Origin of the sequence: Zafaria sp. Z1313 (assembly GCF_050563205.1) — a bacterium.
GTDB lineage: Bacteria > Actinomycetota > Actinomycetes > Actinomycetales > Micrococcaceae > JAZDCJ01.
The window spans coordinates 75253-98651 of sequence record NZ_JBNWUK010000005.1 but is presented as its reverse complement, the minus strand read 5'-3'; the positions used below and the strand labels follow the sequence as shown (position 1 = coordinate 98651).

At 71.3% G+C, this 23399-nt stretch carries 26 protein-coding genes; 11 read left to right on the top strand and 15 right to left on the bottom strand.

Translation table 11 applies throughout. The features are described from left to right. Positions 1-14: 14 nt before the first annotated feature. From ACQ3I4_RS07200 to sigE, 3 genes are all read right to left on the bottom strand, one after another. On the bottom strand, positions 15-410 hold the full coding sequence (locus ACQ3I4_RS07200) for a sec-independent translocase (protein ID WP_329860346.1): 396 nt from the start codon (positions 408-410) through the stop codon (positions 15-17). Between the two features lie 79 nt (positions 411-489). Then, positions 490-1557, bottom strand: a complete 1068-nt coding sequence (locus ACQ3I4_RS07195; RefSeq protein WP_430633212.1) for a zf-HC2 domain-containing protein — start codon at positions 1555-1557, stop codon at positions 490-492. Between the two features lie 2 nt (positions 1558-1559). Continuing rightward, positions 1560-2177 carry an RNA polymerase sigma factor SigE gene (sigE, locus tag ACQ3I4_RS07190; RefSeq protein WP_329860364.1) on the bottom strand — a complete coding sequence of 206 codons (618 nt, stop codon included), beginning with the start codon at positions 2175-2177 and terminating at the stop codon, positions 1560-1562. A 213-nt stretch (positions 2178-2390) separates the two neighbouring features. Here sigE and ACQ3I4_RS07185 point away from each other — a divergent pair, with 213 nt between their 5' ends. After that, positions 2391-3026, top strand: a complete 636-nt coding sequence (locus tag ACQ3I4_RS07185) for an O-methyltransferase (RefSeq protein WP_329860349.1) — start codon at positions 2391-2393, stop codon at positions 3024-3026. An 83-nt stretch (positions 3027-3109) separates the two neighbouring features. On the opposite strand, the gene ACQ3I4_RS07180 is transcribed toward ACQ3I4_RS07185, so the two are convergent. The 3 genes from ACQ3I4_RS07180 to ACQ3I4_RS07170 all read right to left on the bottom strand — a co-directional run bounded on the left by ACQ3I4_RS07180 (position 3110) and on the right by ACQ3I4_RS07170 (position 4526). After that, the gene (locus ACQ3I4_RS07180; protein WP_329860351.1) at positions 3110-3277 is read right to left on the bottom strand and encodes a DUF3117 domain-containing protein; all 168 of its coding nucleotides are present in this window, start codon (positions 3275-3277) and stop codon (positions 3110-3112) included. A 137-nt stretch (positions 3278-3414) separates the two neighbouring features. After that, complete coding sequence (locus ACQ3I4_RS07175) at positions 3415-3741, bottom strand: DivIVA domain-containing protein (protein WP_430633211.1); 327 nt, start codon at positions 3739-3741, stop codon at positions 3415-3417. A gap of 8 nt (positions 3742-3749) precedes the next feature. Then, complete coding sequence (locus tag ACQ3I4_RS07170) at positions 3750-4526, bottom strand: TIGR00730 family Rossman fold protein (RefSeq protein ID WP_329860354.1); 777 nt, start codon at positions 4524-4526, stop codon at positions 3750-3752. A gap of 133 nt (positions 4527-4659) precedes the next feature. On the opposite strand from ACQ3I4_RS07170, the gene ACQ3I4_RS07165 reads away from it, so the two are divergent. The 4 genes from ACQ3I4_RS07165 (at position 4660) to ACQ3I4_RS07150 (ending at position 8074) form a co-directional block, all read left to right on the top strand. Beyond that, positions 4660-5436: an amino acid ABC transporter ATP-binding protein gene (locus ACQ3I4_RS07165; RefSeq protein ID WP_430633210.1), complete on the top strand. Its 777-nt coding sequence runs from the start codon at positions 4660-4662 to the stop codon at positions 5434-5436. Positions 5437-5498: 62 nt separating this feature from the next. After that, positions 5499-6329 carry a glutamate ABC transporter substrate-binding protein gene (locus ACQ3I4_RS07160; RefSeq protein WP_430633209.1) on the top strand — a complete coding sequence of 277 codons (831 nt, stop codon included), beginning with the start codon at positions 5499-5501 and terminating at the stop codon, positions 6327-6329. Positions 6330-6482: 153 nt separating this feature from the next. Then, positions 6483-7160 (top strand): amino acid ABC transporter permease, encoded by a 678-nt coding sequence (locus ACQ3I4_RS07155; RefSeq protein ID WP_329860356.1) that lies wholly within the window; start codon positions 6483-6485, stop codon positions 7158-7160. Next, positions 7157-8074, top strand: a complete 918-nt coding sequence (locus tag ACQ3I4_RS07150) for an amino acid ABC transporter permease (RefSeq protein WP_329860358.1) — start codon at positions 7157-7159, stop codon at positions 8072-8074. The genes ACQ3I4_RS07155 and ACQ3I4_RS07150 overlap by 4 nt, the downstream gene beginning before the upstream one ends. Positions 8075-8197: 123 nt before the next feature. Here ACQ3I4_RS07150 and dapE read toward each other — a convergent pair whose 3' ends face one another. Beyond that, complete coding sequence (gene dapE / locus ACQ3I4_RS07145; RefSeq protein WP_329860683.1) at positions 8198-9334, bottom strand: succinyl-diaminopimelate desuccinylase; 1137 nt, start codon at positions 9332-9334, stop codon at positions 8198-8200. Positions 9335-9384: 50 nt separating this feature from the next. Between dapE and dapD the strand changes: the two genes are divergently transcribed. Next, positions 9385-10356 carry a 2,3,4,5-tetrahydropyridine-2,6-dicarboxylate N-succinyltransferase gene (dapD, locus tag ACQ3I4_RS07140; protein WP_430633208.1) on the top strand — a complete coding sequence of 324 codons (972 nt, stop codon included), beginning with the start codon at positions 9385-9387 and terminating at the stop codon, positions 10354-10356. After that, on the top strand, positions 10346-11269 hold the full coding sequence (locus tag ACQ3I4_RS07135) for a hypothetical protein (RefSeq protein ID WP_329860368.1): 924 nt from the start codon (positions 10346-10348) through the stop codon (positions 11267-11269). The genes dapD and ACQ3I4_RS07135 overlap by 11 nt, the downstream gene beginning before the upstream one ends. A 76-nt stretch (positions 11270-11345) precedes the next feature. Here the strand turns inward: ACQ3I4_RS07135 and ACQ3I4_RS07130 are convergent, their stop codons facing one another. From ACQ3I4_RS07130 to fdxA, 4 genes are all read right to left on the bottom strand, one after another. Then, positions 11346-11951, bottom strand: coding sequence for a hypothetical protein (locus tag ACQ3I4_RS07130; RefSeq protein ID WP_430633207.1), 606 nt, complete (start codon positions 11949-11951; stop codon positions 11346-11348). Between the two features lie 131 nt (positions 11952-12082). Continuing rightward, on the bottom strand, positions 12083-13366 hold the full coding sequence (locus ACQ3I4_RS07125; protein ID WP_329860371.1) for a citrate synthase: 1284 nt from the start codon (positions 13364-13366) through the stop codon (positions 12083-12085). Between the two features lie 118 nt (positions 13367-13484). After that, a complete protein-coding gene (dapC, locus tag ACQ3I4_RS07120; RefSeq protein WP_329860372.1) occupies positions 13485-14603 on the bottom strand; it encodes a succinyldiaminopimelate transaminase in 1119 nt (372 codons plus the stop codon). 3 nt (positions 14604-14606) lie between these two features. After that, positions 14607-14927 (bottom strand): ferredoxin, encoded by a 321-nt coding sequence (gene fdxA, locus ACQ3I4_RS07115; protein WP_329860373.1) that lies wholly within the window; start codon positions 14925-14927, stop codon positions 14607-14609. 133 nt (positions 14928-15060) lie between these two features. Here fdxA and ACQ3I4_RS07110 point away from each other — a divergent pair, with 133 nt between their 5' ends. Continuing rightward, positions 15061-15306 carry a hypothetical protein gene (locus tag ACQ3I4_RS07110; RefSeq protein ID WP_329860374.1) on the top strand — a complete coding sequence of 82 codons (246 nt, stop codon included), beginning with the start codon at positions 15061-15063 and terminating at the stop codon, positions 15304-15306. 120 nt (positions 15307-15426) lie between these two features. Here ACQ3I4_RS07110 and ACQ3I4_RS07105 read toward each other — a convergent pair whose 3' ends face one another. Next, positions 15427-16716 carry an MFS transporter gene (locus ACQ3I4_RS07105; RefSeq protein ID WP_329860375.1) on the bottom strand — a complete coding sequence of 430 codons (1290 nt, stop codon included), beginning with the start codon at positions 16714-16716 and terminating at the stop codon, positions 15427-15429. A gap of 120 nt (positions 16717-16836) precedes the next feature. Between ACQ3I4_RS07105 and ACQ3I4_RS07100 the strand changes: the two genes are divergently transcribed. Beyond that, positions 16837-17331, top strand: a complete 495-nt coding sequence (locus ACQ3I4_RS07100; protein WP_329860376.1) for an ArsR/SmtB family transcription factor — start codon at positions 16837-16839, stop codon at positions 17329-17331. 86 nt (positions 17332-17417) lie between these two features. On the opposite strand, the gene ACQ3I4_RS07095 is transcribed toward ACQ3I4_RS07100, so the two are convergent. Continuing rightward, positions 17418-17828, bottom strand: a complete 411-nt coding sequence (locus ACQ3I4_RS07095; RefSeq protein WP_329860378.1) for a hypothetical protein — start codon at positions 17826-17828, stop codon at positions 17418-17420. After that, positions 17815-19737 carry a translational GTPase TypA gene (gene typA / locus ACQ3I4_RS07090; protein WP_329860379.1) on the bottom strand — a complete coding sequence of 641 codons (1923 nt, stop codon included), beginning with the start codon at positions 19735-19737 and terminating at the stop codon, positions 17815-17817. The genes ACQ3I4_RS07095 and typA overlap by 14 nt, the downstream gene beginning before the upstream one ends. A 193-nt stretch (positions 19738-19930) precedes the next feature. On the opposite strand from typA, the gene ACQ3I4_RS07085 reads away from it, so the two are divergent. Next, positions 19931-20782: an SGNH/GDSL hydrolase family protein gene (locus ACQ3I4_RS07085; RefSeq protein WP_430633206.1), complete on the top strand. Its 852-nt coding sequence runs from the start codon at positions 19931-19933 to the stop codon at positions 20780-20782. On the opposite strand, the gene ACQ3I4_RS07080 is transcribed toward ACQ3I4_RS07085, so the two are convergent. Further along, positions 20779-22620: an ABC transporter ATP-binding protein gene (locus ACQ3I4_RS07080; protein ID WP_430633205.1), complete on the bottom strand. Its 1842-nt coding sequence runs from the start codon at positions 22618-22620 to the stop codon at positions 20779-20781. The two genes, ACQ3I4_RS07085 and ACQ3I4_RS07080, sit on opposite strands and share 4 nt — an antisense overlap. A gap of 102 nt (positions 22621-22722) precedes the next feature. Between ACQ3I4_RS07080 and ACQ3I4_RS07075 the strand changes: the two genes are divergently transcribed. Further along, entirely contained in the window at positions 22723-23352 is a 630-nt protein-coding gene (locus ACQ3I4_RS07075) for a PH domain-containing protein (RefSeq protein WP_329860385.1), read from the top strand. Positions 23353-23399: the final 47 nt, after the last annotated feature.

Here is a 23399-nt window from a genome sequence, read left to right as displayed (position 1 = left end):
GAGGCCGCCCGGAGCTAGGTCGCCTCGGAATCGAACGGGGCGGCCTCGCCGGCGGCGAGCGGGATCTGCGCGGGGCGCTGCGGCGCGGCCGGACGGGCGGGCGCCGCCTCGATCGCCTTGGCCGGTTCGTCCTTCGCGGCGCTCAGGGCGTCGTCGAAGTCGTCGAGCAGGGCTTCCTTGATGATCTTGCGCGGATCGTATTGGCGGGGGTCCAGCTTGCGCCAGTCGATGTCCGCGATGTCGTCGCCGACTTCCTCGCGCAGCTGCTCCTTGGCGCCGGTGGCCATGCGCCGGACTTCCTTGACGAGGCGCGCCAGCTGCTGGGCGTAGACCGGCAGCTTGTCGGGACCCAGGACCAGTACGGCCAGGATCGCGAGCACCAGGAACTCGCCGCCATTGATTCCAAACACGCTTAGAGGTTACCCGTTCCCGGGGCGGCCACGGTATTCGCCACCCGGGCGTGGGCCGCACGGCGTCGCGCGGGTCCGGTCACTGGCGCGGCTCCAGCACGACGAGCCGCGCCAGGCCCCGGCCGATCCGCTCCCACATCCCGGACACGGCGGCCGCCTGGGCGGCGACGCGCGAATGCTCGGTGACCACGATCCGGTCCACGACCTCCCCGACCCGGGCGCCCTCCGCGGCCTCCGTCCGGACGGAGTAGACGGCCGACTCCATGTCGACCACCGTCTCCCCCGGGGCCCTTCGGTAGACGACGTATCCGTCCCCGGAGTCGACGACGGTCCACGCCGTCGCGGTCGCGGAGTCCCCGCCGCCCGCGGGCGCTTCGGAGGGGTCCTGCGCTGCCGCGGTCGGGGCAGCGGGTGCCGTCGTGTCCTCCACCGCGAAGCCGAACGGGTCGGCGGGCCCGGGGACGGCGCTGCCGGCATGGGCGGCGACCCCGGCGCCGAAGCGCAGGGCGTCCGCTCCGCTCGGCGCGACGGCCTTGCGGCGCTCCGTCACCGTGAGCGTCCCGCCGGGGCCCGCGTACTCGAGCGTGATGTGGGGCGTTCCCGCGCTCCGCGAGCCGCTCGCCCGCGCCAGGGACCACGTGGTGCCGCCCAGGTGCGGGCAGTTCCATCCCGCGGCCCGCAGCGCGCCGATCTCCTCGCGGTCCAGGACTTCCTCCTCGCCGTCCCAGCTCCAGGCGAGGGAACCGGCTGCCGATGCGGTGCTTGCGGCCCCGGGTGCGCCGATGAGCCACGCCGCACCGAGGACGCCCGCGAGGAGGGCCAGCGCCGCGACGGACGCGAGAGCGGGCAGGGCGATCCGCCGGGGACCGCTCCGGGGGGCCGCCTCGAGCGGCCAGGCCGGCGCGGAACCCGTGGGCGCGGACTCCGTGGGCCCGGCCATGAGGCGGGCCATGAGGGCCGGGTCCGGCGCGGGTGCGGCCCTCCCGGACGCGGCGAGCAGGCCGAGCCGGCGCTTGAGGCGGCGCCGGTCATCCACGAGCACCCGGCAGTCTGCGCAGCCGCGCACGTGGGCCTCGAAGTCCTCCAGCCGGCGTCCGGCGAGTTCACCGTCGACGTAGGAGTCGATCCAGCGTTCGTGCCGATGCATGGTCAGCGTGCCTCCGAAACGGCCCGCCCCATCGTCGGAAGCTGCAGGCCGGGGGCACCGCCGCGCGCCGGATCGCGGTGGGCCAGCTTCTCCCGCAACTGCGAGCGGCCGCGGTGGATCCGCGAACGCACGGTGCCCAGCTTCACGCCGAGCACGGAGGCCACCTCCTCGTAGGAGAGCCCCTCGAGGTCACAGAGGACGACGGCGGCGCGGAAATCCGCGGGCAGGGCGTCGAGCGCCGCCTGGACGTCGAGGTCGAGGTTGTTGAACTCGAAGCTGCGCTCCGGTCCCGGGTCGCGGCCCGGCAGCCGGGTCTCGGCGTCCTCGCCGAGGGCATCGAAGCGGATGCGGCTGCGCCGCCGCGCCTGGTCCAGGAAGAGGTTGGTGGTGATCCGGTGCAGCCAGCCGCCGACGGTCCCCGGCGTGAAATTGTGCAGGGAGCGGAAGACCCTCACGAACGTCTCCTGGGTGAGGTCCTCGGCGTCGTGCATGTTCCCGGTCAGGCGGTAGGCGAGCCGGTAGACCTTGGCGGAGTGCTCCTGGACGATCTCCTCCCAGCCGGGCACCCCCTCCGCGGGGGCCTCCGGGGCGGAATCGTGGGCGGCAGCTGAAGCTTGAATGGTCACGTAGTCATTGTTCAGGACGAGCCTGTGAGCAAGCTGGGCGCACGCGGGGCGTCCGCTGTCGGCTGTTCACGGCGGTCCCCACCGGGCTGCCGGACCGCCCGGGAACCGACCGGACCCGGGCCGGTGTTCCGGCGCCCCGGCTAGGATGGTGTACCGGTCGTGAAGGACGGACCGGGCACCCCCGACAGAGCAAAGGAACACCACAGCATGAGCGCCGACAAGCAGAGCAGCTGGTCCTACACGGAGGCCCTGTCCGTGGAGGACGAGGTCCTCATGCGCGCCCGCGACCGGGGCCACGAGCTGGGCGTCTCCCCCGTCGGCTCCGGCACCGCCGCGCTCCTGCGCGTCCTCGCGGCGGCCTCGGGCGCCCGGACGGCCGTCGAGATCGGCTCGGGAGTCGGAGTCTCCGGCGTGAGCCTGTTGCGCGGCCTGTCCACCCAGTCCGTCTTCACCACGATCGACATCGACGTGGACCACCTCAACGCCGCACGGGAGGCGTTCCAGGAGGCCGGCATCGCCGCCAACCGGACGCGCACGATCTGCGGACGGGCCCGCGACGTCCTCCCGCGCCTGACGGACGGCGCCTACGACCTGGTGTTCATCGACGCGGACAAGACGCACCTCGTCGACTACGTGGAGCACGGCGTGCGGCTCCTGCGCCGCGGCGGGATGCTGCTCGTCAATGACGCCCTCGACGAGGACCGCGTCCCGCAGCCGGCCGTCCGCCAGGCCGGCACGGTCGCGGCCCGCCAGGCCGCCCGCCTGCTGCGCGAGCGCGAGGACCTCTCCACCGCGACGGTCCCGACGGGGACGGGCCTGCTGATCGCGGTCAAGGACCGCTGAGCAGAGGACGCGAAAGGGCCCGGCGGCTGCTGCCGCCGGGCCCGTGGCATCGGTGCCTGCGGGACGTCGCGTCCCCCAGGGGTCTAGTTGGTCACGCCGACCAGGCATTCCTTCAGCTCGGCGGCCTCGTCGGCATTGAGCTCGACGACCAGGCGTCCGCCGCCGTCGATCGGAACACGCATGATGAGGCTACGGCCCTCCTTGGTGACCTCCATGGGTCCATCCCCGGTACGCGGTTTCATCGCAGCCATTGGCGCTGTCTTCCTTCCTAGATGTCGCGGAACCCCCCTGGCCCCGCGGATCGAACGTCGAACCGACGGCCCCCGGACGGGGCATGTCTTTTCAACCTGCATTTCATATTATTCTCCAGTTTGGCGCGTGGCGCTAATCACAGGCCCTTCCGGAGCGCGTCGAGCTCGTCGTTCAGGCGCCCGATCTCCGCCCCGAGCTCCCCCAGGACCTCGTCCACCTGGTCGCAGCGGTAGCCGCGCAGCCCGACGGCGAGGCGCAGGCGCTCGACCTCGTCCGGTCCGGGCCGGGCGGGCAGCAGGACGGGCGGCAGCGTGGCCACCGGTTCGACGAGGCCCAGTAGGCCGTCGTCGTTCGACGCGGCCGCGTGCGTGCCCTCGACGGAGCGGCGGAAGCGGCCCGAGGCGAAGAGGGCGGCCGTGCCGAGGAGCGCGATCGCGATGAAGAGCAGGAGCGCGTAGACCATCCCCGCCCCTAGCGCGGCTTCCGGCCGACGTGGGAGACCGCGATCCGCACGGCCTCCTCCGGGTCGTCGGTGAGCTGGATCAGGTCCAGGTCGCCGGGCGAGATGGCGCCCTCGGCCGCGACGGTGCCGCGGAGCCAGTCGATGAGCGGACCCCAGTAGGCGGTGCCCACGAGGACGATCGGGAAGCTCGTGACCTTCTCGGTCTGCACGAGCGTGAGGGCCTCGAAGAGCTCGTCCATGGTCCCGAATCCGCCGGGGAGCACGATGAACCCCTGGGAGTACTTGACGAACATCGTCTTGCGGGCGAAGAAGTAGCGGAAGTTGATCCCGAGGTCGACCCACTCGTTCAGGCCCGTCTCGAACGGCAGCTCGATTCCGAGCCCGACCGAGGTGCCCTCGGCCTCGACGGCGCCCTTGTTCGCGGCCTCCATGGCCCCCGGGCCTCCCCCGGTGATGACGGCGTAGCCGGCCTCGGCGAGGCGCCGGCCGATCAGCTCGGCCTGCGTGTACCGGTCCGAGCCGCGCGGCGTGCGGGCGGAACCGAAGACGCTCACGGCCCGGCCGAGCTCGGACAGCGTCCCGAAGCCCTCGACGAACTCGCTCTGGATGCGCAGGACGCGCCACGGGTCGGTGTGCGTGAAGTCGATGCCCTCGTTGGAGTCCAGCAGGTACTGGTCGGCCTGCGGAATCAGCGCCTGTTTCCGCCGCAGGACGACGGATCCCTTCCTGCGGGCGGGATCTGGCAACTGTTCGAAGGGGCGCCCCGGGGCGTCGCTGCTCGGCATCCCCCCAGCCTAGCGTCCGCGGGTGTGGCCGGAACCCGCCCGCGCGGGCGCGCGGTTTCAACATCATAAAGATTCCTGAAAGATCACTCCCCCATGGCCTTGTGACGTGGGCAACGTCCGCTAGGGTCTTTCCATGAGCACTGATCCCCAGGCGGCCTCCGCCGCAAGCGCCGGATCCCCGATCGTCCGGCTGGACAAGGTCAACAAGCACTACGGACCCCTGCACGTCCTCCAGGACATCAACCTGGAGGTCACCAAGGGCGAGGTCGTCGTCGTCCTCGGCCCCTCGGGCTCGGGCAAGTCGACTCTGTGCCGCGCCATCAACCGGTTGGAGACGATCGACGACGGCGCCATCTACATCGACGGCGAGAAGCTGCCCGAGGAGGGCAAGGCCCTCGCCAAGCTGCGTGCCGACGTCGGAATGGTCTTCCAGTCCTTCAACCTCTTCGCGCACAAGTCGATCCTCGAGAACGTCACGCTCGGCCCCCTCAAGGTCAAGGGCATGAAGAAGGCCGAGGCCGACAAGCTCGCCCTGTCGCTCCTGGAGCGCGTCGGCGTCGCCAACCAGAAGGACAAGCTGCCGGCGCAGCTCTCGGGCGGCCAGCAGCAGCGCGTCGCGATCGCCCGGGCCCTCGCCATGAAGCCCAAGGTGATGCTCTTCGACGAGCCCACCTCGGCACTGGACCCCGAGATGATCCAGGAGGTCCTCGACACCATGGTGCAGCTCGCCAAGGAGGGCATGACCATGATCGTCGTGACCCACGAGATGGGCTTCGCCCGCAAGGCGGCGGACCGCGTCGTCTTCATGGCCGACGGCCAGATCGTCGAGCAGGCCGCGCCGCACGAGTTCTTCACCAACCCGCAGAGCGACCGGGCGAAGGACTTCCTCGGCAAGCTGATCACCCACTAGGACACCACTTCCACTCGCGGCCGGCCCCACAAGCACGCCGGCCAGACAACAAGGAGAACACCATGCGCAAGACCCGCATCGCGCTCGCTGCCGCCGCGGCAGCCACCGCACTCACCCTGTCCGCCTGTGGAGGCGGCGGAACCGGCGGTGGGGACGGCGACGGCGACACCATCCGGATCGGCATCAAGTTCGACCAGCCGGGCCTCGGCTTCAAGGACGGCGAGAACTACACGGGCTTCGACGTCGACGTCGCCAAGTTCGTGGCCCAGGAGCTGGGCTACTCGGAGAACCAGATCGAATGGGTCTCCGCCCCGTCCGCCAACCGCGAGACCATGCTGCAGAACAACCAGGTCGACATGATCTTCGCGACCTACTCCATCACCGATTCCCGCAAGGAGGTCGTCGACTTCGCGGGACCGTACTTCGTCGCCGGCCAGGACCTCCTGGTGGCCAACGACAGCGACATCACCGGACCCGAGGACCTCAACGAGCGCAACCTCTGCTCCGTGACCGGTTCGACGTCGGCCCAGAAGGTCAAGGACACCTACGCCGAGGGCACCAACCTGCAGGAGCTCCCGGGCTACGCCGAGTGCGTGACCCAGATGTCCGGCGGCACGATCGACGCCGTCACCACCGACGACATCATCCTGGCCGGCCTGGCCGCGCAGCCGGCCTACCAGGGCCAGTTCAAGGTCGTCGGCGCCCCGTTCTCCGAGGAGAACTACGGCGTGGGCCTGCCCAAGGGCTCGGACCGCTGCGAGGCGATCAACGAGGCCATCACCAAGATGATCGAGGACGGTGCGTGGGAGACTGCCCTCCAGGCCAACACCGAAGGCACCGGCTACGAGCCGAACGCGGACACCAACCCGCCGACCCCGGCCGCCTGCTCCTGATTCCGCCGGTCCGCGGCGCCCCGTCCACGACGGGCGCCGCGGACCACGGGCCCCGTCCCTGCCGCCCCGGGCAGCCGCCCGGGGCGGCAGGGGCGCCGGCCCCCGCTTCCCGTTCTGGCCCGTCGCCGACGGCCCCTTAGACAGAGGAAGACCGTGGAGAACTACCTTTCCATCTTCACCGACTACGACATCCCGGGCGCCTTCTGGGTCAACATCCAGCTGACCTTCTGGGCCGCCATCGGGGCCCTCGTCCTCGGAACCCTCCTCGCGCTCATGCGCATCTCCCCCGTGCCCAGCTTCGAGGCGATCGGCACGGCGTACGTGAACCTCATCCGGAACACGCCGCTGACCATCATCATCCTGTTCGGCGTCCTGGCCCTCAACGGCCAGCTCGGGCTGAACCTGGGCGGCGGATTCCAGGAGAACTTCTTCCGCCTGGCCGTCATGGGCCTGGCGATCTACCACGCGGCGTTCGTCTGCGAGGCCATCCGCTCCGGCGTGAACACGGTCCCGCTCGGACAGGCCGAGGCCGCCCGTGCGATCGGGCTCGCGTTCCTCCCGGCCGCGCGGCTCGTGATCCTGCCGCAGGCCTTCCGTGGGGCGATCGTCCCCCTCGGCAACGTCCTGATCGCCCTGATCAAGAACTCCACGGTCGCCGCGGCCGGCTCCGTGGCGACCGAGACGTCCTCCGTCATGCGCGGCATGATCGAGGCGCGCGGCGACATCGTCCTGCCGATCTTCCTCACCTTCGCCATCGGGTTCGTGATCCTGGTCATCCCGGTCGGCCTGTTGACCACCTGGCTCTCCAAGAAACTGGCGGTGTCCCGATGAGCGCATCAGTACTCTTCGACGCCCCGGGCCCCAAGTCCCGGCGCAACACGATGATCATCAACATCATCGGCATCGCCGGCAGCGCCGCGTTGCTGTGGTGGATCATCGCCGGGCTCGCCGGCAAGGGCCAGATGACGGCCGCCAAGTGGACCGGCTTCCTCGAGGGGTCCACCTGGACCAACTACCTGCTTCCCGGCCTGGCCAACACGCTCACGGCCGCGGGGCTCGCCATCGTCGGCTCCCTCGTCTTCGGCCTGGTCTTCGGCCTCGGGCGGCTCTCCGAGAACAAGGTCTTCAACTGGATCAGCTCGATCATCGTCGAGTTCTTCCGCGCCGTTCCCGTCCTGCTGATGATCGTGTTCTTCAACGTGTTCATCGCCCGTACGCTGCAGATCAGCCAGAACTCGGCGATGTGGGCCGTCGTCGCGGCGCTCGTGTTCTACAACGGCTCCGTCGTCGCCGAGCTCATCCGCTCCGGCGTCCACAACCTGCCCAAGGGACAGCGGGAGGCCGGCATCGCGATCGGCCTGACGCGGCAGCAGTCGCTGCGCCTCGTCGAGGTCCCGCAGGCCCTGATCGCCATGCTGCCGGCCCTCATCGGCCAGTTCGTGGTGATCCTGAAGGACTCGGCCCTCGGCTACATCATCAGCTTCAACGAGTTGCTGTTCTACGGCCGGACCTACTCCTCGCCGAACGCCAACGTGCTGCAGGCGCTGCTCGTGGTCGCCGCGATCTTCATCGTCATCAACTACTCGCTGTCCAAGCTCGCGGAGTTCGTCTCCCGCCGGCTCAGCGCGCGCGGTCCGCGCCGGACCAAGGCCGACGTCGCCAACGCCGAGCCCGCCGTCGGACTCCCGGCCGGGCTGCCCGCGCAGGCGGGCCAGGGACCGGAGGCCCCGCCCGAGAAGAAGTAGGCCCCGCTCCGGCGGAGCCACTACGCGGACAGGGCCCGGTTCCCACCCCGAAGGGTGGGAACCGGGCCCTGTCCGCGTCGCCGGCCGTCCCCGACGTCCCGGGCGGCCCGCGGCGCCCGAAAGCTACACCGAGGCCGTCGGCTCGAGCCAGCGGCGCAAGGCGTCGAAGCAGTCGCGCACCGCCTGCGCGGTGACGTGCTCGTCGTCGGAATGGGCCAGAAGGGCGTCCCCCGGACCGAAGTTCACGGCCGGGATCCCCAGCTCGGAGAACCGCGCCACGTCCGTCCAGCCGTACTTGGGCTTCGGCTCGGCGCCGACGGCCGCCACGAAGGAGGCGGCCGCGGGATGGTTGAGCCCGGGCCGGGCTCCGGGTGCGCCGTCGGTCCGGACGAGCTCGAAGCCCTCGAGGACCTCCCGCACGTGCGCCTCCGCCTCGTCCACCGTCTTGTCCGGGGCGAAGCGGTAGTTGACGTCGAGCTCGCACGCGTCCGGAATGACGTTGCCGGCGATGCCCCCCGAGATCCACACGGCGTTGAGGGACTCGCGGTAGGCGAGCCCGTCGACGTCGACGGTCGCGGGCTCGTAGGCCGCGAGGCGCGCGAGGGCCTCCCCCATCGCGTGCACGGCGTTGGAGCCCATCCAGGCACGGGCCGAGTGCGCGGCACGTCCGCGCGTGGACACCCGGAAGCGGGAGGTCCCGTTGCAGCCGCCCTCGACCGTTCCGTCGGTCGGCTCGAGAAGGATCGCGAAGTCCCCGGCGAGCAGCTCCGGGCTGTTGCGGAACAGGCGGCCGAGGCCCGACTTGGCGCCTTCGACCTCCTCGTGGTCGTAGAAGACGTACGTCACGTCCCGCACGGGCTCGCGGACGGCGGCCGCGAGCGCGAGCTGCACGGCCACGCCGCCCTTCATGTCCGTCGCGCCGCGCCCGTAGAGGACATCGCCGTCCCACGCCGACGGCACGGTGCCGCGGGACCCCGGAACGCTCGGCAGCGGGACGGTGTCCAGATGCCCGGCGAGCACGACCCGCTCGGGACGGCCCAGCAGGGTGCGGGCCACGACCGCGTCTCCGTCGCGGTGCACGCTCAGGTGGCCGAGCCCGCGCAGCGCGTCCTCGACGAGGTCGGCGACGGCGCGCTCGTTCCCGGAGACCGATTCGACGTCGAGCAGCGCCGCGGTGAGCAGCGCGACATCGCCCGCGAGGTCCAGCGGCGGGTGGTCCGCCCCGGTCGCCGGAGGTACGGGGGCCGCGGAGGGGTTCATGGAGTTCACGCCACCAGCCTAACGGGGTGGCGCCCGGCTACGATGGGTGCATGACTTCCGCAGCCGCCCAGCCCAGCCATGCCCAGAACGACTCCGGCGACGCCGTCCGCGTCGCCTCCGGCCACGGTCTCGCGACCTACGCCGCCGACGGCACCGTCCTCGACGTCTGGTTCCCGGCCCCCTCCGCAGGACCGCTGACGGAAGCGGCGCAGATCGCCGGCGAGCTCGAGGCCGTCCGCGCCGACGACGCCGACCGCGGCACCACGCAGGGCGTCGTCTCCCTCGAGATCGACCTCGATGTGGCCCCGGCCGACGCGGCCGACGCCTGGCTGCGCCTGCACCTGCTCTCCCACCGCCTCGCCGCGCCGAACTCCCTGAACCTCGACGGGGTCTTCGGCCTGCTGACCAACGTCGTCTGGACCAACTTCGGTCCGTGCGCCGTCGACGGCTTCGAGGCCACCCGGCTCAGGCTGCGCCGCCGCGGCGCGGTCAGCGTCTACGGGGTGGACAAGTTCCCGCGCATGGTCGACTACGTCCTGCCCTCCGGCGTGCGGATCGCCGACGCGGACCGCGTGCGGCTCGGGGCGCACCTGGCCCCCGGCACCACGGTCATGCACGAGGGCTTCGTGAACTTCAACGCGGGCACGCTCGGCACGTCGATGGTCGAAGGCCGGATCTCGGCCTCCGTCGTGGTCGGCGACGGATCCGACGTCGGCGGCGGCGCGTCCATCATGGGCACCCTCTCCGGCGGCGGCAAGGAGCGGATCACGATCGGCGAGCGTGTGCTCCTCGGCGCGAACTCGGGCGTCGGAATCTCCGTCGGAGACGACTGCGTCGTCGAGGCCGGGCTCTACGTCACGGCCGGGACGCGCGTGCAGCTGCAGGAGCGCACCGTCAAGGCCGCCGAGCTCTCCGGCGTGGCGAACCTGCTCTTCCGCCGCAACTCCACGACGGGTGCCGTCGAGGCCCTCCCCCGGCAGGGGCAGACGGTGGAGCTGAACTCCGCCCTGCATGCCAACTGACCCACACGCCACGGTCTTCGGGCTCGGCGCGGGACGCGACGGCCACCACCGGGCGCGGCACCGCCGCGTCCGGAGGCTGCGCGCCTTCACGGCGCTCCTCCTCGGCGCGGGGGTCGTCGCGGGCGGCGTGTACTTCGCCGAACGGTACTTCGACGCGAGCCAGACGCTCGTGCGCGAGCGGTGCACCGCCGTCGTCGGCTCCTCCGAACACGAGCTCGCCCCGGACCAGGCCGCGAACGCGGCCCTCATCACGGCGGTGTCGATCGACCGGGGGCTGCCCGCGCGCGCCGCGACGATCGGCATCGCGACGGCCGTGCAGGAATCGAAGCTGCGCAACATCGACTACGGCGACACGGCCGGCCCCGATTCGCGCGGCCTGTTCCAGCAGCGGCCCTCCCAGGGCTGGGGGACGCAGGCCCAGGTCATGGACCCCGTCTACGCGGCGAACCGCTTCTACCAGGAGCTCGAGACGTTCGACTTCGCCTCCATGGAGGTCACCGACGCCGCGCAGAAGGTCCAGCGCAGCGCCTACCCGCTCGCCTACGCCGACCACGAGCCGGAGGGCCGCGCGTACGCCTCGGCCCTGACGGGGCACTCCCCCGCCGCCCTGAACTGCGTCCTGCGGCGGACGACGGCGGCCGGGGACGCCTCCGCCGTGCGCGAGGAGCTGCTCGCGCACTTCGGCGACGGGCTCCAGGTGGAGGCGTCGGGCCGCACCATCGAGGTCACCGCGGGCCAGCCCCTCGGCTGGGCCGTGGCGCAATGGGCTGTCGCCCACGCCTCGGCGCAGCAGGGCGTCTCGGTCGCCCACTCGGGTCTGGTGTGGAACCGCGCGGAGGACCGCTGGGTGCCCGCCCCGACGACGGACGGCAAGGTGCTCATCACGGTCGCCGAGGGCGCCGACGAGGGCTGAGCACGACGCCGGGGCCCGGCCGACGCGCCGCGGCGCACCCGGTGTGCCGCTCGTCTCGCGGCAACGCGCGGCCGCGCTACGGCAGGAGCTCGACGATGGGCTCGAGGTAGCTGCGGAAGAGGGTCTCGTCGAGCGGGAGCTCCTGGCTCATGAGCACGGTCCCGGGCTCCACGAACCACGCGCGCCGCTCGGCGAGCGGGAGCTCCACGAGGCGCAGCTCCACGACCTGTTCCGCCCCGTCCAGCTCGAGTGAGCGTTCCTCCACGAGCTGCTCGATGACGCGGCGGCGGCCCGAGACCGTGTGCTCGCGGCTGAGGCCCCGGTATTCGTCCATCCTGGCCCGGGCCCACGTCAGGGCGGTTCCGTAGTGGGCGCGCAGGAGCCGCTGCAGCGTCGGGGAATCGGCGAAGGCCGGGAAATGGGGCGGGGCGACGAGCTGCTCCGTCCCGGCGTCGTCCTGCAGGATCCGCAGCCACCAGCCCTGCCACTCCTGCTTGAGCTCCCCGGCCGCGTGCGGCGCGAGCTCCGCCGCGGCGCTGGGCTTGACGACGGGTGCCAGCCGGGAGAGGACCGGGAGCCCCGGGTGGTCGATGCCGGCCAGGTCGCGCAGGTACAGGGCGACGAGCATCTGCCCGTGCGTGCCGGCGGACACCCGCCAGCCGTTCCCCGAGCGTTCGTACATCGGCTACCTTCCTTCGCCCGTCGGCCCCCGGTTCCAAGGTTAGCCCCGCCCGGCCGGAATCGGGTACGGAAACGGCCGGCACCGTCCGGTGCCGGCCGTCGCCGCGCGGACCCCGTGGGATCCCGCTGGTCCTAGCGGACCGGGTAGTTGCGCTCGCCCTCGCCCACGTAGAGCTGGCGAGGGCGGCCGATCTTCAGGGCCGGGTCCTGGATCATCTCGCGCCACTGGGCGATCCATCCGGGCAGTCGGCCGATCGCGAAGAGCACCGTGAACATCTTCTCCGGGAAGCCCATGGCCTTGTAGATCAGGCCGGTGTAGAAATCGACGTTCGGGTACAGCTTGCGCTGGATGAAGTAGTCGTCCGCGAGGGCCTTCTCCTCGAGGCGCATCGCGATGTCCAGGAGCTCGTCGTTGCCGCCGAGCTTGGAGAGGATGTCGTGGGCCGTCTTCTTGATGATCTTCGCGCGCGGGTCGTAGTTCTTGTAGACGCGGTGCCCGAAGCCCATGAGCCGGACGCCGTCCTCCTTGTTCTTGACCTTCTCCATGTAGTCCTCGGGCTTGATGCCCTCGGCCTGGATGTTGCGCAGCATCTTCAGCACGGCCTCGTTGGCGCCGCCGTGGGCGGGGCCGAAGAGCGCGTTCACGCCGGCGGAGACCGAGGCGAACATGTTGGCGTTGGAGGAGCCCACGAGGCGCACGGTGGAGGTGGAGCAGTTCTGCTCGTGGTCGGCGTGCAGCACCAGCAGCAGATCCAGGGCCTTGACCAGCTCCGGGTCCAGCTCGTAGGGCTCGGCGGCAAGGCCGAAGCTCAGGCGCATGAAGTTCTCCACGAGGTTCATGGAGTTGTCCGGGTAGAGCAGGGCCTGGCCGATCGACTTCTTGTGGGCGTAGGCCGCGATGACCGGGACCTTGGCCAGGAGGCGGATCGTGGAGAGCTCGACCTGCTCGGGATCGAACGGGTCCAGCGAGTCCTGATACCAGGTCGACAACGCGGACACGGCCGAGGACAGCACCGGCATCGGGTGGGCGTCGCGCGGGAAGCCGCCGAAGAAGCCCTTGAGCTCCTCGTGGAGCAGGGTGTGGCGGCGGATCTTCTGGTCGAAGGCCTCGAGCTCGCTCGGCGAGGGCAGCTCGCCGTAGATGAGCAGGTAGGACGTCTCGAGGAAGCTCGAGTGCTCGGCCAGCTGCTCGATCGGGTAGCCGCGGTAGCGCAGGATGCCCGCATCGCCGTCGATGTAGGTGATCGCGGACTTCGTGGCCGCGGTGTTCATGAAGCCGGGGTCGTAGGTGACGTTTCCCGTGGACTTGAGCAGCGTGGCGACGTCGAAGCCGTTGTTGCCCTCGACCGCCGGGACCACCGGGAGGTCGATCTCGCTTCCGTCAAACGCTAGCCGGGCAGGGTTCTGGTCCGTCATGGCATCTCCTCACCGGAGTACAGATAGTTCCTACAATGCAGTAATCAGGTGCCACGGTACCGTCGAAGTGCCGTGGTTCACTAATCCGTGGCGCCCTGTTGAGCGCCTCCGGACGGCCTCACAGGCCCCCGGCGGCGGCCGTGAGCCGCTCGACGGCGGCGTCGATCCTCTCGTCCGTCGCGGTCAGGGCGACGCGCACGTGCCCTTCGCCCGCGGCCCCGTAGAAGCTGCCGGGGCCGACGACGATCCCGAGGTCCGCGAAGCGGCCGACGGTGGCCCAGGTGTCCTCTCCGGCGCTCGCCCACAGGTAGAGCCCGGCCTCCGAGTGCCGGATGTCCAGGCCGAAGCCGCGCAGGGCGGGCAGCAGCCGCGCGCGGCGGGCGCGGTAGAGGTCCTTCTGGGCCTGCACGTGGGCGTCGTCGCCGAGCGCGGCCCGCATGGCCTCCTGCACGGGGCGCGGCACGATCATGCCGGCGTGCTTGCGGTTGTTCACGAGCGCGGGCATCAGATCGGGAGCGCCGGCGACGAACGCGGCGCGGTATCCCGCGAGGTTGGACTGCTTGGACAGCGAGTACACCGAGAGCAGCGAGGTCAGGTCGCCGCCGGAGACCTCGGGCTCGAGCAGCCCCGGGACGCCGTCCTCCCATGCGTCCCAACCGAGCTCGGCGTAGCACTCGTCGGAGGCGACGACGGCGCCGAGGGCCCGTGCCTGCTCCACGGTCGCGCGCAGCTCGGCGGCCGTGCGGACGATCCCGGTGGGGTTGCCCGGAGAATTGGTCCAGACGAGCCGCACGCGCCGGCGGACGTCCTCGGGCAGCTCCTCGAGCCGGTCGGCGGCGACGGCCTCGGCCCCGGCGAGCCGGGCGCCGATGTCGTAGGTCGGGTAGGCGGTCTCGGGTCGGACGACGACGTCGCCCGGACCCAGCCCGAGCAGGAGCGGCAGCCACGCCACGAGCTCCTTGGAACCGACCGTCGGCATGACGTGCGCGGGATCGAGCCCCGGGGTGCGGCGGCGGCGGCCGTACCAGGCGGCGATCGCATCGCGGAGGGCCGGCGTGCCGTGGGTCGTCGGGTAGCCGGGGGCGTCGGCGGCGGCGCGCAGCGCCTCGCGGATGGGCTCCGGCGTCGGATCGACGGGCGTGCCGATCGAGAGGTCCACGGTCCCGCCGGGGTGCGCCGCGGCGCGGTCACGGTACGGGAGCAGGGTGTCCCACGGGTAGTCCGGGAGCGTGAGCATCGGCTAGGCGTTCTGCGGGGGCAGCGCGGCGACGAACGGGTGGTCGGTACCCGTGTTGCCGAGCTTCGCGGCGCCGCCGGGCGAGCCGAGCTCGTCGAAGAACTCGACGTTGGCCTTGTAGTAGTCCGCCCACTCGTCGGGGACGTCGTCCTCGTAGTAGATGGCCTCGACGGGGCACACGGGCTCGCAGGCGCCGCAGTCCACGCATTCGTCCGGGTGGATGTACAGCGAGCGCTCGCCCTCGTAGATGCAGTCGACGGGGCATTCGTCGACGCAGGCCTTGTCTTTCACGTCTACGCACGGCTGGGCGATGATGTACGTCACGGGACCCGGGGCCTTCCTTCGCTGGAACCTGTTGCCGCGCCGGACGGATCCGTCTGGCGCCTGCATCCAGCTTAGTCCCCGCGTGGCCGGCGCGCTGATGAGGCGTGCCTTGCCGCACATTACGATGCTTTCCATGTCATATGACTTCTTTGAGTCGCTGCGGCCCGGCGAGCGGATCGTCGTCCGGTACCGTGTCGCCCCCGCCGGCGGCCCAGGCCCGGGACTGACCGACGTGCTGGGCGGCTTCGCGGGGCTGTACGACGACGGGGCGACCGTCGCGGTCGACTCGCGCCACGGCGAGGTGCGGATCGAGCGGCGGCTCGTGACGCATGCCAAGCGGGTGCCGCCCGCCCCCGTGCGCCGCGCCCGCCGCGCCTGAGGTACACGCCCGCCGGGTGCCGCGCCCCGTGAGCCCGCGCCCGCCGCACCCGGACCGCGGCCGGCGCGGCCCCGGCGTCGTCCTGTCCCGGACCTGAACGGGCGATCCGCGGCCCACGCCCTACGCGGCGTCGTCCTCCGGCGCGTCCGGGAGGGTGCGCATGCGGGCGATCGGCGACAAGAGCAGGGGAACGGCCGCGAGCGCGCTGCCGGCGACGCCGACCCACATCGCCGCGACGGGCCCCCACGCCTCGCCGAGGACGCCGGCCAGGAGCGCGGCGACGGGAAGGACGCCCCAGACGAGGAAGCGGATCGAGGCGTTCATGCGGCCCAGGAGGCGCGGCGGGCAGATCTTCTGCCGCATGCTGACCTGGATGATGTTGTAGACGAGCACGCCCATGGTCAGGACGAACATCGAGGCCGCGAGCAACGGGAAGGCCCACGCCCCGGGCACGAGCACGGACAGGGGGAAGCCGGCCATCCCCACCGAGGTGACGAGCGTGGCCACCGGCAGCGAGGTCCCCTCCCCCAGCCGGGCCGCGACCCACGGGGTGATGGCCGCCGCCAGGAGGCCGCCCGCCGCACCGATCGAGTAGACGAGCCCGAGCTGCACCGGGTCCAGGCCGAGCGTGCGCAGGACCAGGATCGGGGCGAGCGTGAAGAGGATCGTGCTGAAGAAGTTGGTGATGGCGGTCGCCGCCGCGATGCGCCCGATGAGCGGGTGGCGGAGCACGTAGCCGAGTCCCTCCGCGATCTCCGCCCGCAGGTCCGGCGGACGCGCATCGGCCGGCTCCTCCCGGTCCCGCACGCGCCACAGGCACAGCGCCGAGAGGACGTAGCCGACCGCCTGGCCGATGAACAACACGGGCGCGGCGACGATCCCGAGCAGGGTGCCCGCCGCGGCGGGCCCCGCGAGCCGCGAGACCTGACCCGTGGTCTCGAGGCGGGCGTTGGCCTCCGAGATCCGCCCCCGGTGCACGATCCACGGGATGTAGGACTGGTAGGACACGTCGAAGAACACGGTCGCCACGCCCAGCAGCAGCGCCACCACCCACAAGTGCCAGACCTCGAGAACGCCGAGGTACCAGGCCAGCGGGATGACGGCCAGGAGCAGTGCCCGGGCCAGGTCGGCCCGGATCATCACGGGTCGCTTGCACCACCGGTCGACCCACGCGCCGACGGGGAGCCCTACGGCCAGGAAGGCCGCGGTGTTGGCCGCGTTCAGGACGCCGACCTCCCACTCGCTCGCGTGCAGCAGCGCCACGGCGAGTACGGGCATGGCGAGCAGACCGAGCTGCGCGCCGAACTGACTGAGCGCCTGCCCCGCCCAGAAGACCATGAAATTAGCGTCCCGGTGCAGGGGACGTCCGGTGTCGGCCACCTCGTCGTAGCCACTGGAGTCCCCGCCCATCTCGGAGCCTCCGTTTCCATCCGGGGCCGGTTGAGACTGAAGCCCTGAGGAGGTCATAAAAACCTAGCTATGCGATTTGATGATGTCAATCAGTGATGTTTTTTACCGTATGCTGAACATATGGCAACAGACGAGGAGCTGCAAGCACGCGCACGGGCCCTGAGCTCGCCGATCCGGCTGCGCATCCTCCGGCTGTGCCTGCACAAGGCCCGCACCAACAAGGAGATCGCCGACCTCCTGGACATCAATCCGGCCACGTCGCTGCACCACGTACGCACCCTGTTGTCGACGGGCTACCTCGAGGCCGAGCCGGCCCGCCGCGGCAACCGCGGCGCCAAGGAGGTCCCCTACCGGAGCACGCGCATGTCGTGGGGCACCAAGCTTCCGGACGCGGCACCCGTGCTCGTCGAGACGTTCCTGCAGGAGATCGATGGGCTCGCGCCGAACGAGATCCAGGTCCTGCGCGTGGGGCTCAAGCTCACCGAGGACGACCAGCGGGAGCTGCTGGAGCGGATCAAGGGCGTGCTCTCCGACTACGCCCTGCGCCCCTCGGACGAGAACGGCGTGGCGACGTCCCTCTTCGTGGCCCACCACCTGGACCAGACGGCCAACTGAGCTGGACCGCGCCTGCCGGGCGCGCAACGGGGCGGGCCCCGGCGCAGCATGGGCGGCCACGACGCCTCGGCGCGCCGGCCGGGCTCCTAGCGTCGGCGCAGCACGCGTGCGGCGATGAAGAGCGCGACGACGGTCGCCGCCACGATCCCGTACATCCACAGGGCCCCGGCCAGCGCGGGCCCGGGCAGCTGCTCGGCGTTGGCCCACGAGACGATGAGCCGGTTGCGGGTGTCCAGCGCCGTCCAGGCCGTCAGGACGTAGGCCGTGACGCCGCCGAGCGCGGCGGCCCAGAGCCGCTCGGAGTAGGCGGCGGCCAGGACCAGCATGCTTCCCGTGAAGACGAGCGCCAGGACGGCGCCCCAGGGCACGGGGACGTCCCCCGCGTAGGAGAGCTGCGCGTGCAGCATGGTTCCCACGACGGAGGACAGGCCTCCGGCGACCAGCGCGGCGATGACCGCGGTGGCCGCCGGAAGCAGGGACCTGCTAGGCGCGGGCACGGGCCCGGGCGGCCTTGGCCCGCTCGCTCGCGTTGAGGATGACCTTGCGGATGCGGATGGACTCCGGGGTCACCTCGACGCACTCGTCCTCGCGGGCGAACTCGAGGGACTCCTCGAGCGTGAGGGTGCGCGGCGGGGTCAGGTTCTCGAACGAGTCGGAGGAGGCCGCACGCATGTTGGTGAGCTTCTTCTCCTTGGTGATGTTCACGTCCATGTCGTCGGCGCGCGAGTTCTCGCCCACGATCATGCCCTCGTAGACCTCCGAGGTCGGCTGGACGAAGAAGCTGCCGCGTTCCTGGAGGTTGATCATCGCAAACGGCGTCACGACGCCGGCGCGGTCCGCGACCATGGAGCCGTTGGTGCGGTACTCGATCTCGCCGGCCCAGGGCTCGTAGCCCTCGGCGATCGACGCCGCGATGCCGGCGCCGCGCGTGTCCGTGAGGAACTGGGTGCGGAAGCCGATCAGGCCGCGGGCGGGGACGCTGAACTCCATCCGGACCCAGCCGGTGCCGTGGTTGGACATGTTGGTCATGCGGCCCTTGCGGGCGGCGAGCAGCTGCGTGACGTTGCCGAGGTACTCCTCCGGCACGTCGATCGTCATGTGTTCCATGGGCTCGTGGACCTTGCCGTCGACGATCCGGGTGACGACCTGCGGCTTGCCGACGGTGAGCTCGAAGCCCTCGCGGCGCATCTGCTCGACGAGGATCGCCAGGGCGAGCTCGCCGCGGCCCTGGACCTCCCAGGCGTCCGGGCGCTCGGTCGGGAGGACCTTGAGCGAGACGTTGCCGATGAGCTCCTTGTCGAGGCGGTCCTTGACCTGGCGGGCCGTGACCTTGGCGCCCTTGACCTTGCCGGCCAGCGGCGAGGTGTTGATGCCGATCGTCATGGAGATCGCGGGATCGTCGACGGTGATCAGCGGCAGCGGCTTGGGGTTCTCGAGGTCGGTGAGGGTCTCGCCGATCATGATGTCCTCGATGCCGGCGACGGCGACGATCTCACCGGGCCCGGCCTCCTCGGCCGGGACGCGGGCGAGGCCCTTGGTGGCGAGCAGCTCGGTGATCTTGACGGTCTTGAGCTGGCCGTCCTGGCGGGCCCAGGCGACCTGCTGGCCCTTGCGCAGGGTGCCGTTGAAGATGCGCAGCAGCGCAAGGCGGCCCAGGAACGGGGAGGCGTCCAGGTTGGTCACGTGCGCCTGCAGGACCTCGTCCGGATTGTAGGACGGGGCGGGGACGTGCTCCATGATGGTCGCGAACAGCGGCTCGAGGTCCTCGGAGTCCGGGAGCGTGCCGTCGGCGGGCTGCGTCAGCGAGGCGCGGCCGGCCTTGCCGGAGGCGTACACGACGGGGACGTTCAGCACGGAGTCCAGGTCGAGGTCCGGGACCTCGTCGGCGAGGTCGGAGGCCAGGCCCAGCAGCAGGTCCATGGAGTCGGAGACGACGCCGTCGATGCGGGCGTCGGGGCGGTCGGTCTTGTTGACGACGAGGACCACGGGCAGCTTGGCGGTCAGCGCCTTGCGGAGCACGAACCGGGTCTGCGGCAGCGGGCCCTCGGAGGCGTCGACGAGGAGCACGACGCCGTCCACCATGGACAGCCCGCGCTCGACCTCACCGCCGAAGTCGGCGTGGCCGGGGGTGTCGATGACGTTGATGAGGACGTTCTTGCCCTGGGCGGAGGGGCCGGAGTAGAACACGGTGGTGTTCTTCGCCAGGATCGTGATGCCCTTCTCGCGCTCGAGCTCACCCGAGTCCATGACGCGCTCTTCGGTCTCCCCGTGGGAGGAGAAGGCGCCGGTCTGGCCCAGCATGGCGTCCACGAGCGTGGTCTTGCCATGGTCGACGTGCGCGACGATGGCGACGTTCCGGAGGTCTTCGCGACGTGCGGTGTTGGCCGCCGAGGTGAAATCTGACATGCGTTCTTGCGCTCGCTTCTGAATGGGGGAAAGGGTCAGTGTGTCGGGGCCACGGCTGACCCAATCCACCATTCTAAACCGTTGCCAAAAATTGACCCAAACAGGCCCGTGTGCCCCTACCGCGGCGGGGTCGTCGGGCCGCAGACTGTTCTCACTGCCGCGTCGCGGCCGTAGAGGGGGAAAGGGTGCCCACATGGGGAGTGCACACCGTCGGCCGCGCGTGGTCTGGGCGGCCGTGGCCGCGGGCGCGCTGCTGGCCGTCGCGGCAGGCGCCGGGGTCCTGGCGCAGGGTGCCGAGCAGGGACCGGCCGTGGCGCGGGGAGCCGTGCAACCGGCCGCCCTCGGCTGGTCGGACGCCGGGAGCACGGGCACGGTCTTCAACGCCGCGAGCGGACGCCAGGAGCTCGAATACCCGGAGCCGCGCCGGCTCGCCGTCCTGATCGGCGATTCGCAGTCGGACGGAGCGGCGGGCGTGCCCGGCGAGGCCACGTGGCCCCGGCTCGCGCTCACGGCGGCCGGGTACGACGTCGTCTTCCGCGGCCGCGGCGGCACGGGCTTCACGGCGGCGCGTCCCCCGTACCTCGACTACGCCGACGCCCTGCGCGCCCAGCAGTGGCTCCTCCCCCACGGCGACGTGGGGCTCGTGGTCCTGCAGGGCGGCGGCAACGACGCCCGCGCCGGGGCATCGGACGCCGAGGTCCACGCGGGCGTGACCGGGCTCGTCGAGGAGGTGCGGCGCAGCTACCCCACCAGCACGATCCTGGTGGTCGGCACGCTCGCACGCTCGCTCGAGGACGGCGGAGGCCGGCGCCACGCGGTCGACGCCGCCGTGGGCACCGCCGCGCGCGACGCCGGACTGGCCTTCATCTCCGCCGGCGACTGGATCACCACCGAGGACCTCGGCGGGCACCTGCTCGACCGGGCGCACCTCGACGAGGCCGGGCACCGGATCGCCGCGGAGCGCTTCCTGGAGGAGCTGCGCCTGCGGGGCCTGATGCGCAGCGAGCGGCTCCTGGCCGGCGGCGCGGAGGCCCCGGCCAGCTAGGACGCCTCGGCGTCCGCCAGGAGCTTGGCCCGCAGCTCGCGGCGCTCCCGCTGCTCGTCCGGGTCCGGGACCGGGACGGCGGCCATGAGGCGCTGAGTGTAGAGGTCCTTCGGGCGGCGCAGGACCTCGTCGCGCGGCCCCTGCTCCACGATCGCGCCGTGGCGCATCACGACGATGTGGTCCGCGAGCACGTCGATCACGGCGAGGTCGTGCGTGACGAACAGGCTCGCAAAGCCCATCTCGCGCTGCAGCTGCTGGAAGAGCTCGAGCACCTTGGCCTGCACGGACACGTCGAGCGCCGAGGTCGGCTCGTCGGCGACCATGAGCTTGGGCTCCAACGACAGGGCGCGGGCGATGCCGACGCGCTGCTTCTGGCCGCCGGAGAGCTCGTGCGGGTAGCGGTTGCGGTAGTTGCGCGGCAGCTCCACCTGGTCGAGCAGGACCTCGATGCGCTTCTGCAGGGCCGCGCCCTTGGCCACGCCCGCGAGGTACATGGGCTCGCCGATCGACTCGCCGATCGGCAGGCGGGGGTTGAGCGAGCTCGACGGGTCCTGGAAGACCATGCCGATCTGGCGGCGGACCTCGTACAGCTCCTTGGAGGTCGGCTTGAGGTTGGAGATGTCGCGGCCGTTGACGATCAGCTGGCCCTCCGCGACGGGCAGGAGCCCGACGGCGGCACGGCCGATCGTCGTCTTGCCCGAACCGGACTCGCCCACGAGCCCGACGACCTGGCCCTGGTGGACCGTCAGGTCGGCCCCCTCGACGGCGCGGAACGCCGGAACGCGGCCCTGCTTCGGGTACTCGATGGCGACGTTCTTCAGCTCCAGCACGACGGGACGGGCGTCCGCCTCCGCGGCCTGCTGCTCGGCGATCTCGAGGCCGGCGAGGACCTCTCGCTCGCGGATCTCCAGCTTCTCGTGGTCCACGACGTCGAGCTCGATGTGCGTCGCCGCCGCGACGGAGGCGCTGATGTCCACCGCCTCGTCCTGGTCGCTGCCCGCGCCGAGCTTCGGCACGGCGGCCAGGAGCTGCTGCGTGTAGGGGTGCTGCGGCGCGTTGAAGATGTCCCGCGACGAGCCCGTCTCGACGATGCGCCCATGGCGCATGACGGCGATGCGGTCGGACAGGTCGGCGACCACGCCCATGTCGTGCGTGATGAGCACGATCGCCGAGTTGAGCTTGGTGCGCAGGTTGCGCATCAGGTCCAGGATCTCCGCCTGGACGGTGACGTCGAGGGCCGTGGTCGGCTCGTCCGCGATGAGCAGCTTGGGGTCGCAGGACAGTGACTGGGCGATCATCGCGCGCTGGCGCTGGCCGCCGGAGAGCTGGTGCGGGTAGGAGCGGAACGCCTTGGCGGGGTCCGGGAGCTCGACGAGCTCGAGCATTTCCAGGGCGCGCTTCTCCGCCTGCGAGGGCGAGATCGGGTTGTGCAGCCGCAGGGTCTCCATGATCTGGAAGCCCACGGTGTACACGGGGTTCAGCGCCGTCATCGGCTCCTGGAAGATCACTGCGACGTCGTTGCCCCGCACCGAGCGCAGGTTGGCCGTGTTCATGCCCAGCAGCGACTTGCCGTTGAGCTTGACCTCGCCGCGGACGCGGCTGTTGCTCGGCAGCAGTCCCAGCAGGGCCATGGAGCTCGCCGACTTGCCCGAACCGGACTCGCCCACGATCGCCAGGACCTCGCCCGCGTTGACGTGGTAGTTCAGGTCGATCGCGGCCGGCACCCACTCCTTGTCGACGCCGAAGTCGACGCAGAGGTCCTTGACCTCCAGCACCGGCTGGCGTGACGACGCGGTGCCGTGGCCGGCTCCCGTGGTGCCCAGGGTGTTCTCGCTCATGTGTTACTCATTTCCTTCCGGCCGTGGTCCGGTTCGTCCCCGCCGCCCGGCGCTTGTGGCGCCGATTACTACCGCGTCGGGAATGCTGAAACTATAGGTGTTATGAATGCCCCGCTGGATGCCCCAGACGCCGAGTTCCGCCCCCACCTGTCCAGGATCCTGTCCGTGGTCCTGATGGCCGGTTGCGCCGTCGGCGCCGTGGCGGTCCTCATCGGCGGCGGGCTGCGGTCCTGGCCGGCCGCGCTGCCGCTCGTCGTGGTGGCCTACGTGGTGTGGCTGCTGTTCTGGTTCCCCAAGGTCGTGGTGGGCGGACCGGGCGTGACGCTCGTCAATCCCCTGCAATCGCTCACCGTCCCGTGGGACGCGATCATCGCGGTGGACACGAAGTACGCCCTGACGCTCGTCACGCCACGCGCCCGCTACACCGCCTGGGCGGCACCGGCCCCCGGTGCGACGTCCAGCTTCCGCCAAATGCGCCGCTCGGCGAAGGCCGAGGAGCGGGACGGCTCCGGCGCGCGTTACTCCAGCGTGCGCCCCGGCGACCTGCCGACCAGCGACTCGGGCGTGGCGGCCGCAGCGGTCCGCCGCCGCCTCGACCGGCTCGCAGAGGCCGGCCTGCTCGACGTCGACAAGACGGACCAGGCACGGCCCGTACGGCGGGTTCATGTGCTGCATCTGGCGGTCCTCCTGGTCCTTCTCGTCGCGAGCTTCCTGCTGCCTTCGGTCCTCTAGCGGCCTCGGGGGCGGTCCGGGGGCGCGGCCCCCGCGCCCCCGGCGCC

Bases quoted from the DNA above. Each gene is read 5' to 3' on its own strand.
- ACQ3I4_RS07195 (WP_430633212.1), bottom strand. From the start codon at position 1,557: ATGCATCGGCACGAACGCTGGATCGACTCCTACGTCGACGGTGAACTC.
- ACQ3I4_RS07185 (WP_329860349.1), top strand. From the start codon at position 2,391: ATGAGCGCCGACAAGCAGAGCAGCTGGTCCTACACGGAGGCCCTGTCC.
- ACQ3I4_RS07180 (WP_329860351.1), bottom strand. From the start codon at position 3,277: ATGGCTGCGATGAAACCGCGTACCGGGGATGGACCCATGGAGGTCACC.
- ACQ3I4_RS07175 (WP_430633211.1), bottom strand. From the start codon at position 3,741: ATGGTCTACGCGCTCCTGCTCTTCATCGCGATCGCGCTCCTCGGCACG.
- ACQ3I4_RS07170 (WP_329860354.1), bottom strand. From the start codon at position 4,526: ATGCCGAGCAGCGACGCCCCGGGGCGCCCCTTCGAACAGTTGCCAGAT.
- ACQ3I4_RS07165 (WP_430633210.1), top strand. From the start codon at position 4,660: ATGAGCACTGATCCCCAGGCGGCCTCCGCCGCAAGCGCCGGATCCCCG.
- ACQ3I4_RS07160 (WP_430633209.1), top strand. From the start codon at position 5,499: ATGCGCAAGACCCGCATCGCGCTCGCTGCCGCCGCGGCAGCCACCGCA.
- ACQ3I4_RS07150 (WP_329860358.1), top strand. From the start codon at position 7,157: ATGAGCGCATCAGTACTCTTCGACGCCCCGGGCCCCAAGTCCCGGCGC.
- dapE (WP_329860683.1), bottom strand. From the start codon at position 9,334: ATGAACCCCTCCGCGGCCCCCGTACCTCCGGCGACCGGGGCGGACCAC.
- dapD (WP_430633208.1), top strand. From the start codon at position 9,385: ATGACTTCCGCAGCCGCCCAGCCCAGCCATGCCCAGAACGACTCCGGC.
- ACQ3I4_RS07135 (WP_329860368.1), top strand. From the start codon at position 10,346: ATGCCAACTGACCCACACGCCACGGTCTTCGGGCTCGGCGCGGGACGC.
- ACQ3I4_RS07130 (WP_430633207.1), bottom strand. From the start codon at position 11,951: ATGTACGAACGCTCGGGGAACGGCTGGCGGGTGTCCGCCGGCACGCAC.
- ACQ3I4_RS07125 (WP_329860371.1), bottom strand. From the start codon at position 13,366: ATGACGGACCAGAACCCTGCCCGGCTAGCGTTTGACGGAAGCGAGATC.
- dapC (WP_329860372.1), bottom strand. From the start codon at position 14,603: ATGCTCACGCTCCCGGACTACCCGTGGGACACCCTGCTCCCGTACCGT.
- ACQ3I4_RS07110 (WP_329860374.1), top strand. From the start codon at position 15,061: ATGTCATATGACTTCTTTGAGTCGCTGCGGCCCGGCGAGCGGATCGTC.
- ACQ3I4_RS07105 (WP_329860375.1), bottom strand. From the start codon at position 16,716: ATGGGCGGGGACTCCAGTGGCTACGACGAGGTGGCCGACACCGGACGT.
- ACQ3I4_RS07100 (WP_329860376.1), top strand. From the start codon at position 16,837: ATGGCAACAGACGAGGAGCTGCAAGCACGCGCACGGGCCCTGAGCTCG.
- typA (WP_329860379.1), bottom strand. From the start codon at position 19,737: ATGTCAGATTTCACCTCGGCGGCCAACACCGCACGTCGCGAAGACCTC.
- ACQ3I4_RS07085 (WP_430633206.1), top strand. From the start codon at position 19,931: ATGGGGAGTGCACACCGTCGGCCGCGCGTGGTCTGGGCGGCCGTGGCC.
- ACQ3I4_RS07080 (WP_430633205.1), bottom strand. From the start codon at position 22,620: ATGAGCGAGAACACCCTGGGCACCACGGGAGCCGGCCACGGCACCGCG.
- ACQ3I4_RS07075 (WP_329860385.1), top strand. From the start codon at position 22,723: ATGAATGCCCCGCTGGATGCCCCAGACGCCGAGTTCCGCCCCCACCTG.